The sequence below is a fragment of the Mesorhizobium sp. M2A.F.Ca.ET.039.01.1.1 genome, assembly GCF_003998035.1.
Lineage (GTDB): Bacteria > Pseudomonadota > Alphaproteobacteria > Rhizobiales > Rhizobiaceae > Mesorhizobium.
In genome coordinates, this window is sequence record NZ_RZRY01000119.1 from 1 (window position 1) to 12,465 (window position 12,465).

Annotated in this window: 16 protein-coding genes and 1 pseudogene; 8 read left to right on the forward strand and 9 right to left on the reverse strand. The window is 61.8% G+C overall.

The window, feature by feature from the left end; translation table 11 throughout:
- The coding region (locus EOA24_RS12115) for an RlmE family RNA methyltransferase (RefSeq protein ID WP_133374500.1) at positions 1-340 on the reverse strand (340 nt) is incomplete at its 3' end.
- Positions 337-1,719, reverse strand: a complete 1,383-nt coding sequence (locus EOA24_RS12120) for a Ppx/GppA phosphatase family protein (protein WP_126082975.1) — start codon at positions 1,717-1,719, stop codon at positions 337-339. The genes EOA24_RS12115 and EOA24_RS12120, both read right to left, overlap by 4 nt.
- Before the next feature lie 250 nt (positions 1,720-1,969).
- On the opposite strand from EOA24_RS12120, the gene EOA24_RS12125 reads away from it, so the two are divergent.
- Positions 1,970-2,902, forward strand: a complete 933-nt coding sequence (locus tag EOA24_RS12125; RefSeq protein ID WP_126082976.1) for a YbhN family protein — start codon at positions 1,970-1,972, stop codon at positions 2,900-2,902.
- 514 nt (positions 2,903-3,416) lie between these two features.
- On the opposite strand, the gene EOA24_RS12130 is transcribed toward EOA24_RS12125, so the two are convergent.
- Both EOA24_RS12130 and EOA24_RS12135 read right to left on the reverse strand, forming a co-directional pair.
- Entirely contained in the window at positions 3,417-3,833 is a 417-nt protein-coding gene (locus EOA24_RS12130) for a hypothetical protein (RefSeq protein ID WP_126082977.1), read from the reverse strand.
- The gene (locus EOA24_RS12135; protein WP_126082978.1) at positions 3,830-4,123 is read right to left on the reverse strand and encodes a hypothetical protein; all 294 of its coding nucleotides are present in this window, start codon (positions 4,121-4,123) and stop codon (positions 3,830-3,832) included. The genes EOA24_RS12130 and EOA24_RS12135 overlap by 4 nt, the downstream gene beginning before the upstream one ends.
- Before the next feature lie 779 nt (positions 4,124-4,902).
- Between EOA24_RS12135 and EOA24_RS12145 the strand changes: the two genes are divergently transcribed.
- The 6 genes from EOA24_RS12145 to EOA24_RS12170 all read left to right on the forward strand — a co-directional run bounded on the left by EOA24_RS12145 (position 4,903) and on the right by EOA24_RS12170 (position 9,546).
- Complete coding sequence (locus EOA24_RS12145; protein WP_127409815.1) at positions 4,903-7,092, forward strand: PAS domain S-box protein; 2,190 nt, start codon at positions 4,903-4,905, stop codon at positions 7,090-7,092.
- Entirely contained in the window at positions 7,085-7,447 is a 363-nt protein-coding gene (locus tag EOA24_RS12150) for a response regulator (RefSeq protein WP_126082979.1), read from the forward strand. Before EOA24_RS12145 ends, EOA24_RS12150 begins: the two co-directional genes overlap by 8 nt.
- A 435-nt stretch (positions 7,448-7,882) precedes the next feature.
- A complete protein-coding gene (locus EOA24_RS12155; RefSeq protein WP_126082980.1) occupies positions 7,883-8,071 on the forward strand; it encodes a DUF3606 domain-containing protein in 189 nt (62 codons plus the stop codon).
- A gap of 312 nt (positions 8,072-8,383) precedes the next feature.
- Positions 8,384-8,524 (forward strand): hypothetical protein, encoded by a 141-nt coding sequence (locus tag EOA24_RS42970; protein WP_245467077.1) that lies wholly within the window; start codon positions 8,384-8,386, stop codon positions 8,522-8,524.
- A gap of 349 nt (positions 8,525-8,873) precedes the next feature.
- Complete coding sequence (locus tag EOA24_RS12165; protein ID WP_127257740.1) at positions 8,874-9,056, forward strand: hypothetical protein; 183 nt, start codon at positions 8,874-8,876, stop codon at positions 9,054-9,056.
- A 199-nt stretch (positions 9,057-9,255) separates the two neighbouring features.
- The gene (locus EOA24_RS12170; RefSeq protein ID WP_126082982.1) at positions 9,256-9,546 is read left to right on the forward strand and encodes a hypothetical protein; all 291 of its coding nucleotides are present in this window, start codon (positions 9,256-9,258) and stop codon (positions 9,544-9,546) included.
- Between the two features lie 469 nt (positions 9,547-10,015).
- Here the strand turns inward: EOA24_RS12170 and EOA24_RS12175 are convergent, their stop codons facing one another.
- The 4 genes from EOA24_RS12175 to EOA24_RS12190 form a co-directional block, all read right to left on the reverse strand.
- Positions 10,016-10,369, reverse strand: a complete 354-nt coding sequence (locus EOA24_RS12175; protein WP_126082983.1) for a hypothetical protein — start codon at positions 10,367-10,369, stop codon at positions 10,016-10,018.
- A 21-nt stretch (positions 10,370-10,390) separates the two neighbouring features.
- Positions 10,391-10,573: a hypothetical protein gene (locus EOA24_RS12180; protein WP_245501784.1), complete on the reverse strand. Its 183-nt coding sequence runs from the start codon at positions 10,571-10,573 to the stop codon at positions 10,391-10,393.
- On the reverse strand, positions 10,545-10,838 hold the full coding sequence (locus EOA24_RS12185; RefSeq protein WP_126082985.1) for a hypothetical protein: 294 nt from the start codon (positions 10,836-10,838) through the stop codon (positions 10,545-10,547). Before EOA24_RS12185 ends, EOA24_RS12180 begins: the two co-directional genes overlap by 29 nt.
- A 116-nt stretch (positions 10,839-10,954) precedes the next feature.
- A complete protein-coding gene (locus tag EOA24_RS12190; protein WP_126082986.1) occupies positions 10,955-11,803 on the reverse strand; it encodes a glycoside hydrolase family 108 protein in 849 nt (282 codons plus the stop codon).
- A gap of 94 nt (positions 11,804-11,897) precedes the next feature.
- Between EOA24_RS12190 and EOA24_RS12195 the strand changes: the two genes are divergently transcribed.
- Positions 11,898-12,119 carry a hypothetical protein gene (locus EOA24_RS12195; RefSeq protein ID WP_245467079.1) on the forward strand — a complete coding sequence of 74 codons (222 nt, stop codon included), beginning with the start codon at positions 11,898-11,900 and terminating at the stop codon, positions 12,117-12,119.
- Here the strand turns inward: EOA24_RS12195 and EOA24_RS41550 are convergent.
- A pseudogene (locus tag EOA24_RS41550) lies at positions 12,116-12,465 on the reverse strand (hypothetical protein); the annotation flags it as partial. The gene EOA24_RS12195 and the pseudogene EOA24_RS41550 overlap by 4 nt on opposite strands.

A 12,465-nucleotide genomic window follows, 5' to 3' on the forward strand; every position in this document is an offset into this window, starting at 1 on the left:
GAACCGCATCCATTTCGAGATAGTCGATGCCGACGACATGGGGATTCTCGGCGCTCGACTTCGTCCGCGCGGCTGCCACCTGGCACCAGCCGCCGGGCGCCGCGCCCAGGTCGATGACCTTCATGCCGGGCTTCAGCAAATGGTGCTTGTCGTCGATCTCGATCAGCTTGTAGGCCGCGCGGGAGCGGTAGCCGTCGGCCTTGGAGCGTTGCACATAAGGATCGTTCATGTGGCGCTCGAGCCAGCGGCGCGACGATTCCTTCAGGCCGCTCTTCTTCTTGATGCGGGTCTTGAGCACGCGCAGGCTGGCTGAGCCCGGCTTTTCCGGTTTCTTTGTCATCGGCGCCCATCATTCCGCCAGACGCCGTCATCGGCCATCAATTCGCTCAGGATCCCCTCGCGCAGGCCGCGGTCGGCGACACGCAGCCGCTCGGACGGCCACACGCCGCGGATCGCTTCCAGGATGGCGCAGCCGGCGAGAACGAGATCGGCGCGGTCGGCGCCGATGCAGGGGTTGGCGCAACGCTGCTGGAAATCCCAGCCGATCAGCCGCTCGATCATGCGGTCAACGCTGTCGCGGTCCATCCACAGCCCGTCGACGCGGCGGCGGTCGTAGCGCTCGAGATCGAGATGCACGCCGGCCAGCGTCGTCACCGTGCCGGACGTGCCAAGCAGATGGAAGTTGGGGCTGGCCAGCACATGGGCGAGCCGGTCGCGGCCGTCGAAGGCCTTCAGCCGCGTAGCCACATCGTCGACCATGGCGGCAAAGGTATCGCGCGTGACAGTGCGGCCGCCGAAGCGCTCGGCGAGCGAGACGACGCCGACAGGCAGCGACGTCCAGGAGACGATGTGATTGGCCAGACGTGGCGAACGCCGTCCGGTCAGGTCGATCAGCGCGATTTCCGACGAGCCGCCGCCGATGTCGAACAGCACCACGCCTTGCGTGTCGCGCTCGACCAGCGAGCCGCAGCCGGAAACGGCAAGGCGGGCCTCGGTCTGACGGTCGATGATCTCCAGCTTCAGCCCGGCCTCGCGCTCGACGCGATCCAGGAACTCGACGCCGTTGGCGGCCGAGCGGCAGGCCTCGGTGGCGATCAGCCTGGCTTTCCTGATCTTGCGGTTGCGCAGCTTCTCGCCGCAGACCTTCAGCGCCTCGACAGCGCGGTCCATCGCCGCCTCGCCGAGCCGGCCGCTGGCCGTCAGCCCCTCGCCCAGCCTGACGATGCGCGAGAAAGCGTCGATGACGCGGAATTGGCCATGACGTCCAGGCACCGCGACCAGCAACCGGCAATTGTTGGTGCCGAGGTCGAGCGCGGCGAAGACGGGCAATTCCGGCTGGGGCGGACGTGGCGGAGGCTGGAGCGGCGGCCTTCGCTCGGCCTGCAAGGGCGGGCTCTGAGGCTGGCTTGCCGTCGTGCCGGCAGGCGCGGCATTGGGCACGGCGCCGTTCTCGTCACGCGCGAACACCTTGCGGCCGCGCTTGCGCTTGCGGCGCTTGCGCGTCTTGCCTTTCGGCTGATCGCCATGCTGGTCGGCCTGACCGGCGCCAGTCTGTCTCTGGCCTGCATGTTTGGGGCCGGCATGTCTAGGGTCGGCATGTCTTTGGTGCGCACCCGTGTGGCGGCTGAATCGCGCCGGTTGCGGGCCTCCCGACTGCGCCGGCGATGCCCCGGACATGCCCACTGCCGACGCGCCCGCGCCGGTATCGTGGTCTTCCACTTCAGTTCCTTCCGGCGCCGCGCGAACCGGGAACGGACGCAGCAGGCACCTCGATTTGTTTCAAGTTGGCAACAGAGTAGCAGTGCCGTTCGCAATCACCAAGAGCGCGGGGCTCGAATTTTGGCAGGGTCACGTCGGGGCAATGTCTTGCCGGTTGAATAGCCGGCTTCAATCAGGCATGTCTCAAATGCTGGTTCAAAGAGGTTGGGCACCATCACAACAATGAGCTGCAACGCATGATGACGACGCCATGAATTGGAGGCGCTATTTCTGGCCGGTCATAGGCATCGCGGCCGTTGCGTTCTCGCTGTGGCTGCTCATTCACGAATTGCGCGGCGTATCGCTCGACGATGTCTGGGCCGGTATCGCCGCCATCCCGCCGCGCGGCTGGGTGCTGGCGGCGCTAAGCTCCGTCGTCGCCTATGCCTCGCTCGCCGGCTACGACCACATAGCGCTCTTGCATATCGGCAAGAAAGTATCGTGGCTGTTCGTCACGCTGTGCTCCTTCACCACCTACGCGGTGTCGCACAATATCGGTGGCTCAGTGTTTTCCGGCGCGGTGATCCGCTATCGCGCCTATGCCACAAGGGGGCTGACCGGCCAGGAGATCGGCGTGCTGGTGGCGATCTGCTGGTTCACCTTCATCCTCTCCAGCGTCTTCCTCGGCGGCCTCGTTCTGCTGTTCGAGCCGCAGATCATCGCTCGCTTCACCGGCACGCCGCACCATGGCGCCGCCTTCGCCGCCGGGCTTGCCATGCTCATCCTCGTTGGCGCCTATGCCTTCGGCAGCTGGCTGGGGCTGAGACCGCTGAAGATCGGCTCCTTCCAGTTGCACTACCCGGCGCTGCCGATCGTGGCGAGACAGTTGCTGGTCGGGCCTGTCGAGCTGCTGGCCGCCGCCGCGATCATCTATTTCGCCCTGCCGGAGACCGGCAACCCCGGCTATTTCGTCGTGCTCGGCGTGTTCATGGTCTCGTTCTCGATCGGGCTCCTGTCGCATGCGCCGGGCGCGCTCGGCGTGTTCGAGGTCGTCTTCCTCACCGGACTTTCGGACATGGATCCTGTGGGCGTGCTTGCAGCGCTTCTGGTGTTCCGCCTGTTCTATCTCATCATTCCGCTGCTGATCGGCCTTTGCATGGTGCTCTATTTCGAGCATTCGCAGTACAGCAAAGGCGGCAGTTGAGCCCTTTGCCCGCTTCCGCGGGGAGCATCCGCAAAAAGGCTGCGGTTGATCTCAGTTGCGGGCTTGACTATTTTCCGATGGCGGCTACAAGGCAGCGCTCGCGGCACATGAGCCGCTTGGCTAGCGCGATACCAGACGCGCCTGCTGGGGAATAGGTTAACGGTAGACCCACGGACTCTGACTCCTGTGCTATCGCTTAAATGTCAAGCACTTAACCCCACCTCTCCTGTCTAACAGCTCGTCGGCCATCAATTAGTTAGCGGGTGAATTGTCTAACTTTTCAGAGCGTTTGAGGAGTGTCTTTGGCCCTCGACTTTGGGCTGTTAAGCTCACGTGATCTGCCCCGCGATCGAACCTGATCGCCCTGCCCCTTTCGGCCGCGAACGTCCCAATCGTTGCCTGCAAATCTCCGTCCGGGTCATCTAGGCCAATGGCGCGCAACACAGCTATGCCGGCCACTATCGAGACGGGGCCGGGCATGACGGCCAGCAGCTTTTCGAGTTCAGTGGTGATTTCAAGCATGTAGCTTTGTTGGCCCGTATTTGTCGGCATCGGCGATGAATTCGGTATAGACGGCTTCGAGTTGCGCAACGGCTTGATCCTTGGTTTCTTCGCGTCCTGAAAAACTTCCACCACGGCCGGTATCGGGATCTTTCCCATTCACGAACCAGGCCCAGCTTCCCCGCTGATCCCCGCTGATCACGGTCATGATGCGGCCGGCCCTAGAACCGCCATGCGTTGCGGAAAAATCGCGCGGCAAAGTTTGGTTGACGATCACTGTCCTCGCCCATTGGAGTTGAACGCGGCCGCCGCGATCGCGGACGAACTTGAACGCCTGCGGCCTTCGCTCGACGATCGCGAGCACCTTTCCGGCCTGCTCGAGCACCCGGTAGCCGCTCTCGGTGGCCTCGACCTGGTAGCGCTCCTTCATGGTCGGAACCGCTCGGTGTGCCATACGATCTTGCCGTCGACCTTCATCGGCTTGTGGATGACGAGCTTCCTCGGCAGGTGGTCGGGGTGCAGCTCGAGCAACGTCAGCTGGATGTCGGGCTTGCAGCGGCTGCAGTCGAACTTCAACTTGAACGGATCCGCGCCGCCGCCATAGACCATCATCAAGTCGGCCGAACGGCAGTAGCGCACATTCCCGCACGCGCACTCCACCTTCAACAGCAAATTGTGCCGGGTCGCCTTGCCCAGCGTATCGACCTTCTCGTGCGCCATGAGAACGAAATGAGAACAAATTCCTTGCCCGTCAAGCCGGTCTGTGGAATCTTTTCGTCATGAGCGACGAGCCGACACGCCTTGGAGAGATGATCACGCAGTGCACTCGAGGCCCGCTCGGGCATGTCTGCGAACAGAAGGCTGCGGCAAGGATGCCGGCTGGGGATTTGCCAAGCCGAAGAGACCGTCGCACTGGTTCTGCTACGAGCACCGCAGCGACGGGGAGGCCTACCTTTGATCAGAAAGCCGCGCACCGGCGTTTATCCCGACCGCGAGGTCGACTGCCAGGAGGCCACGGAGCCGGGTTTTCAGGCGATCATTGATTGCATGATCGAGGCCGGCTGGACGCGAGGAGGCCAAGCGCGCGCTGCGCCGGCTGATCGCTGCCGACAACATGACGCAGAAGGAAAACGCCAAGGGAGAAGCAGAGCTGCGATCCCCCGGGCCATGATCCGGGCCGGCTGGCCCGACCTTAGGAGTGAGGACAGGTAGTTCGGCCCTTAGTAATGCGCTACGGATGAAACCGAGTCGGGCCTCCCGATCAGCTGTGTATCGTGAAGTCATACTATACCCGCAACACAAAAACTGCATCAACGTCCGAGTAGGGCGTAACCACACCCGTCGGGCTCTTCAAGGGCGCGGAACAAAAACCAGCTCCGGGCGTTGGAAGTAACTTTGCCGCGCGCAACGTGGCTTTGCTGGGGGCGTAGTTCCGATCTCAACTAGGCTTGTTTCCTTGCTGACATTTAAATCGCGGAGAGCGCCTAGGGAGGGCGGACATGTCGAATATCGAGAGACTGCCCAGCGCATCGCGCAAGCTGACGGAGTTTGAGGCTCTCGTCGCGGCTGCCCCAACTGCTCTGGATGCCATTCCGGGGGCTGTATACCTTTGCGATCACGAAGGCTGGCTCATCCAGTACAATTCAGAGGCTGCCGCACTTTGGGGACGGACTCCAAGGCTAGACGAAACGAAGGAGCGGTTCTGCGGCTCGCATCGCCTGTTCCTGCCTGATGGCACGCCGCTGCCGCACGAGACGTGCCCGATGGCCGATGCAGTTCGCTCAGGCGCTGCCACCCGAAACGCAGAGGTCATTATGGAGAGGCCTGACGGCTCCCGCATCACGGCCCTCGTCAACATTCGAGCCCTCAAAGATCACGGCGGCAACATACAGGGCGCGATCAATTGCTTTCAGGACATTTCGGCTCACAAGGCGGTCGAGGATGACGTCCGCCAGAAGAGCAAGGACTTGGAGGACTTTTTTGAGAACGGAGCGGTTGGGCTGCATATCGTCAGCAGCGAAGGCATCGTTCTGAGGGCGAACAAGGCTGAACTGAAACTCCTCGGCTATTCGGAGGAGGAGTATGTAGGCCGTCACATCGCAGAATTTCACGTGGACGCTCCTGTCATCGGCGACATCCTTCACAAGCTTTCGTGCGGTGAAAGACTAGACCGGCAACCTGCGCGACTTCGTGCAAAGGACGGGTCCATCAAGCAGGTGCTGATCACCTCCAACAGCCGCGTTGATGATGGCAAATTTGTCAACACACGGTGCTTCACTATAGATGTGACGCACCTCAATGAAGCCGAAAGGGCACGTCGCGAGAGCGAGGAGCGCCTGGCCGCAACCTATGAGGCGGCGACTGTCGGTATTACCGAGATAGACGAGACCGGTCGCTTGCTTCGCGTGAACGACGCAATCTGCAAAATGCTCGGCCGCGCACGCGAGGAACTCCTGAAGATGACGTTCCTCGACTATACGCATGAGGAAGACCGCGCAGAGGACGCAACCCTCTACGCCCGTCAGGTTGGCGGAGAGATCGACAACTACACGCTGCGCAAGCGCTGCTGCTGGCCGGACGGCACAATCGTTTACCTCGACGTCTACGCTTCCGCAGTCCGCGACCAGTCCGGACAGTTTGTCTACGGCGTGCGCATTATCCAAGACGTGACCGAAGCCAAACGCATGGAAGACCGAATCCGCGAGAGCGAGCAGCACATGCGAGACCTCCTTGAGGCCATGCCCGCCGCGGTCTACACCACCGACCCGAGCGGCCGCATAACATTTTTCAATAAAGCCTGCATTGATATGGCAGGACGCCGCCCTCAGCTTGGCGATGAGTGGTGTGTGACTTGGCGCCTTTACACGGCTGACGGGACTCCTCTGCCGCACGATCAATGTCCGATGGCTGTGGCCCTCAAAGAGAACCGCGCGGTGCGCGGAGTTGAGGCGTTGGCAGAGCGGCCTGACGGCACATTCGTCCCATTCATACCTTATCCCACCCCGCTCTATGACAGCCAGGGCAAGCTGATTGGCGCCATTAACATGCTGGTCGACATCACCGAGCGCAAGCAGGCGGAGAACAGGCAAAGGATGCTGATCGACGAACTAAATCATCGCGTCAAGAACACGCTGGCGACAGTGCAGTCCCTGGCAGTCCAAACTGCGCGCCATTCGGAAAGCCTTGAGGGATTTGGGCAGCGTTTTCAAAGCAGGCTGCTGGGGCTTGCCCGCGCCCACGACCTGCTGACGAAGCGTCGTTGGGAGGACGCGCCGCTCGATTTTCTCGCTCGGGAGTTGTTGGACCCGATCTCAGGAGCTTCTGGGGACAGGGTGGAGATCCACGGGCCGGCGGCTATGCTCGACCCCAAAACCGCTCTCAATCTCACTATGGTTTTGAACGAACTTGCGACAAACGCGGCAAAGTACGGGGCATTGTCCTCCGCCAGCGGAACACTGTCACTCAGCTGGCAGCTTTCCGAAGGACCCGATCTCAACCGGCTGGAGTTACTCTGGCAGGAACTGGGGGGCCCGCCCGTTCAGGCGCCGACGAGGCGTGGATTTGGCACCAGGCTCATTGAGCGCTGCATCGAACGCGACCTTGGCGGTGAGCTCGATATCACCTTCGAACCGCAGGGACTTTCATGCCGAGTGACCATTCCACTGCGGGGCACTGTTAGGAATGGGTGAGCTGGCCGGCTTGCGTGCGCTGGTCGTCGAGGACGAAGGCAGCGTTGCTTTACTGATAGAGGACATGCTGGAGCAACTAGGTTGCGTGGTGGCAGCTTCGGTGGCTACGCTTGGCAAGGCATTGTCGGCTGCCAGTGTTGAACCCTTCGATTTCGCGGTACTGGACGTTAACCTCGGCGGAGAGCTTGTCTTCCCGGTTGCCCAGGAACTGCAGAGCAGGAATATCCCGTTTATATTTAGCACAGGGTACGGCAGGATGGGGATGCCGGCGACATTCAGCGACTGCCAGGTCTTGGCTAAACCGTTCGCGCCGGCGGAGCTGGAGCGAGCCCTTTGCATTGCGTTGCGCCGATAGGTTTGAGTTCTCCCGCAATGAGATCAGCTTCCGTCCGAAACCCTGAAAGGTCACGTGGCGCAGCCCGGCGTTAACGGGCTTGAACCTACTCCTGCGCCGCCAAGGGCCTCTCTTTGTTCGCCACCGGTATTTGTCCGTCCAGTCGATGCCGATCTTGGTGTAGAGGCGGATGTCGTCGGCATCCTTGATCACCTATGTCCGGTAGCCGTCGAACTTGATTTCGTGACTCCATTCGGAGCCGGCCGGCGGATCGTCGAACCGCTCCGGCTCCATCGGCTTGATGAAGCTGAGCCTGAGGCCGTCCTTACGCATGCACACATCCCCGAACGGCGACTCAATAGCGCAGCGGTCTTTCGGTTCCGTTAGCAGTGGCTAAAGAGAGCGGGAACTTTCACGGCCTCGTCAATGTTCTTCAACATTCAGGAGGACGCCCTAATGGCAGATGACAAGAGCAAGCGGGACTTTCGCGATCGGGACCGGGTCTCGGCGGACGAGGAATACGAGGTTGAGTATTTCGCCCAGAAGGTCGGACTGACACCTCAGCAGGTTCGCGAGCTGATCAAGAAGCACGGCAATGATCGGACTACTCTCGAGCGCGAGGCGAAAGCCATGGGACGGAGGTGATTGAGTGCCCCGGTACAAGGTGGAAGAGCTCTACGGCGAAGAGGTCGTCTCGTGGCAAACCGTAGACGCTGAAGAACCGCTAAGGGCGGTAGAGCATGTCGCTCAAACGCCGGTCTCCACCAGAGGTTTGCAGGAGCATTGGTTTCGGGTGGTCGACGAGGAGGCAGACAGCGTCTCGGAGTTCAGTCTCGCTGAGGCCGTACCGCGAGACTTCTCGAAATGAGGGGCAGCCGAATAAATGATCCGGACTGCCGCGCAGCTCTATTGCTGATCAGGGCAACCATCGAAGAGCACTGCCCGCCTGGCGTCCTGATGAGCGAGGAGCAAGTGAACGGGCATTACGGCCCGACGCTGCTCGACGAGGCCGAGGCACTGGCGGCCGCGATTGTCGCCACGGTGGAGTGGCTGTCATTCGACGCGACGAAGCCGCCGGCGCCAAGCGTCAAGGGCTAGATCTCAGTCTCGCGAGCACCGCAGGTTAAGCCAGCTTCCGAATAATCCAATCCAGAATTTGGGGATCAACATCCTTGTGGCCGGTGTACGACTGGATCAGCTGCGTAGCCATCTCCCGCCATTGGCTTTCCGGCGCCTGGCTTTCCTGGACTTCGTTTAGGAAGGCTGATCGTATGATTTAGGCGTCCGGCGCCGTCAGGTGTGATTTCGCCATCGTTCCCTCACCCCGCGGGGGCGAAAACCATTGCCCGCACGGAGGTGAATTATATCTCAAACGGGCGGTTTCGCGAGCCGTGTGAGGCGGAACAAGTGTTTAGGCGGCGGGTTGAATCCCAGTAGGAGATTTCCCGTGACTGACACGCCCGGCAGACCAGAAAACGCCAGGGCCTATATCATCCAACGCTTAATGGAAGAAACCGGGATTTCGGTAGAGGAAGCGAAAGAGTTGATTGGGGTCTTAGGCTTTGAGTGGCCCTCGCTCCTACGCGAGGCCAATATCATAGTTGAAAGGAAGCGGGCTGGCCGGGTCTGATATTGTCATGGAAGGGCCCGTCGCCATGCTCGGGAGGAAAATGGCCACGGGCTGACCCTGAGACGTCCAGCGGCTATACCCCGAAGGGATCGACCGCTTCGCCTACAACCAACAAGCGTCCAACGGGTTGCAGACAGTTTTATGTACAGTAGAACAGGCTTGACTAACGGCGTAGCCGCACCAGACTCGCCTTATGGCGATGGGCAGCATCAAGGTCGGGGATACCGTTGCGATCACCGCAACGATCCGCAAGCGCGTAACTGAGGATCGAGTGAGCGTGCTGATCCCCTCATATCATCAGCCCCATTCGATTGTGGACACCACACCAAACGTTAGCAGCGGGCAGAAGATTGAGCTTACGGGGGAGGTCACCAGGGTAGATGGGGACAGCGTGACCGTCGGCGGCAAAGATCTCGGCATTACGGTCAAGCGCAGCGCAGTGCGACTTGTCACCAGTCATGTGGCGCCGAAGCGGAAGACATCCACCTGATAGAGAAAGCCCGTCGCCGATGTCACAGGCGACGGCACTACCAAGGGTCGAGCGTTTAAAATGCACGTGATTTGGAACCCGCGCTTTCACAAATGTTAAGCCTAGCAACCAGGCGAGTGTGATCGCGCGGCAGTCTCGCCAGGGCGGCGATCACCAGTCCGTCATCGTGGGGCGACACTATCAAATGTATTCGTGCATGCCGCTCGTCCCGACTATTTTGCTGTCATGGCAACCTCCACAAGGCAAACGCCACAGTCGGTGGTGCAGCTTCTAGGTCCGCTGCGTAGAAAGGCCGCTCGTTACCGCGGCGGGTCCACGGAGGCGGGTGATGAGTTGGTGGAGTTGACCTTGCGGGTTGCGCTTTCAGAAGAGTCCAATCGGCCACCGGAAGTCAGCCTCAACAGATGGCTGAACGACATCATGAAGCGGCACCTCAACTGAATGCCCACCCAGACGGTCTAAGTTGTATCTAGGAGCGCTTTCGCTCGATCTTGTCGCCTTCAATGAAGCGATCCATGCGCTCGTGCAAGGTGGATACGCTGCCCTTCAGGTCGCGCACGCCGGTCATCACCTCGTCACGGAATTCTCGCAGGCCGGCCTTTGTGATGTAGGTCTCTGCAACGTGGAGCTTGTGCGCCGCAAGCTGCTCGGTCAACAAGGAGACCGAGGCCATCGCCGTGTCGGCGCGCAGATGCGCGTCACGCGCATCCTTCTTGACCTCGTCCCGCGCCACCTTGATCGCGGCTTCGATGCGCCACCACAGCCCGCCGACTGCGCCGATGACGGCCATCAGAAAAACGATGTTCGAATTGAAGTCCGCCATCTGCTGGATGCCTTCTGCCGGCTAGGATTTCAGTTCGGCGCGGCGCGCGGCGCTTGCCCTGGTATGCCGGTCGCACTCAGCGCCCGTATAGAGGCCAACGGCACAGCCGGGCGCCATCGTCCGGTCGATCCTGTTCTGGTCGGCGAGCGTCTTGCCCTGCGCGCCGGCGAGGCTGTTACCGAGGGCCGAGCGCAGGGCTGGCACACCGCTGATGCCGGAAGTCGTACACGCCGCCAGCGTCGATGCAGTCGTCAAAAGACAGCCGAGCATCAATGCCCTTATCGATCGCATGATGGTTCTCCTTTTCGATCCTGGCGCGCAGCTCGTCGGCGCCCTTGTGCTTGATGAGCTCGTAGGCCCAGAGCGCGGCGCCCGACGCGATGAGGACGATCGCGCCCCATGCGATCGCGCCGGCGGCCAGGCGCGAGACGCCAAGCCGGTCGACAATGAAGGTGACGAGGAAGCTCACAGGAACATCCACCAAACCAGCGCCATGCCGACAGGCACGCCGACCGCGAAGCCGGCGAGGACCGGCAGCGCTTTCTCGATCGCCTGGGTGAGAACTGCCTTCAGGTTTTCCATGGCTCAGCCCGCCTTGCCGATGGCGAGCGCCAGGCGCTCGGCCTTGCGGCGGGCATACCAGCCATAGGCCAGACCGCCGATCGCCAAGATGGCACTGACCAGGGCAAGGATGAGGACCACCTTGCCGATCCACTCGCTCGTGTAGCTGAAGGGGGAAAGCTGGTTCTGCAGCTCGGCCAGCGTGCCCGACAGGCCGACGCCGGCGACGCCGCCGCCGGCTGCGGCATCGGCAGGTGCCGTCGAAGGCGCGGGCTTGGCGTCCTCGACGAATGCCTTGGCCTGACCGCCGTCGACGAAGTTCGCCATCTGGGGCATCGCGCCGGTGGCCCATGCCTGGCCGATCGAGCGGACCTCGGCCACCCGCGAACGCCAGCCGCGGCCGAAGTCCTTCCAGGTCTTCAAATGCTGCAGGAATGTGAGCCTCTGGTCGCAGATGCGGTCGATCAGTGCATCGTGGTTGTTGCAGCCCTGCACTGCGGCGACGGTGCCGAGACCGATGACGCCGTCCACACGGCCCTGATAGAGCGGCCCAAGGGCGCGCTGTAGCCAGATGATCGACTGCTTCGGCCCTGAGTTCACCGCACCATCGAAAACGACATAGTCGACGCCGGCTGGCAGCTGGTCGCCCTTCACGGCGTCCCAGTATTGCCGGTCGTAAATGTCGAAGAGCTCCTGGCCGGTGATACCCTTAACCGAGCGGGTGGCTAGGCCCTTGCTACGGCGGTAGGCGTCATAGACCCGCTGGGTGACGCCCTTCATGGTGACGCCGCCAGGGTCCGCCGGATGGTTGCTGTATCCGCCCTCATGCGCGAGCACGCGGGCGAGCGATTCGTGCTCGCGGGATCCGGTCATTGATTTTCCTTTCGGTTGGGAACTTTCCGGCGCGCCGGCGATTGAGGGCCGCGGCAGGGGGACTTCAGAATTGGATTGCTTCACGAAGCTTGAGGTGCTGATCGACGCCAGCAGCGCCAACCTCGTCGAAGAGGCGCGCGAGCTACTCGCTCACACAAAAGGCAAGTCGCACGAACTTGCGGTAGCCGTGGACGAATTCCTGCTCGACATGATGACACTTGAATTCCTGCTCGAAGCCGAGCGGGAAGCATTCCATGGCGCGGCACGGAGACTCGCACGCATGCGCCTGACGATGGTGAAGCTGCTCTCGGCCTAGCGCCTATCCGCCCCGGCCGAGCCTTGCGGGTTGCCCAGCGAGATCTGCGTGGTGTAGCCGCTGCCGCGGTCGAGCGTGTCGGTGATCGAGGCGATGGTGTAGCTGCCGTCGACGCCGGCGCGCAGGTCTATGATGGCCGTGCCTTCCGGCTCGGCGGTCGGCTCGCCCTCGATCGTGACCGACCCGGAGCCCTTGCTGCGCGCTCCGTCTACGCGATCGGAATCGGCGCGGGTCTTGGCCGAAGCCTCGTCAGGCTCCATGAAGCGGAGCACGTCATCCGGCTCGACATCGTCGCCGGTCTCGACCTCCTCGATGACCTGCTTGGCCTTCTTGACGTCGTACCACC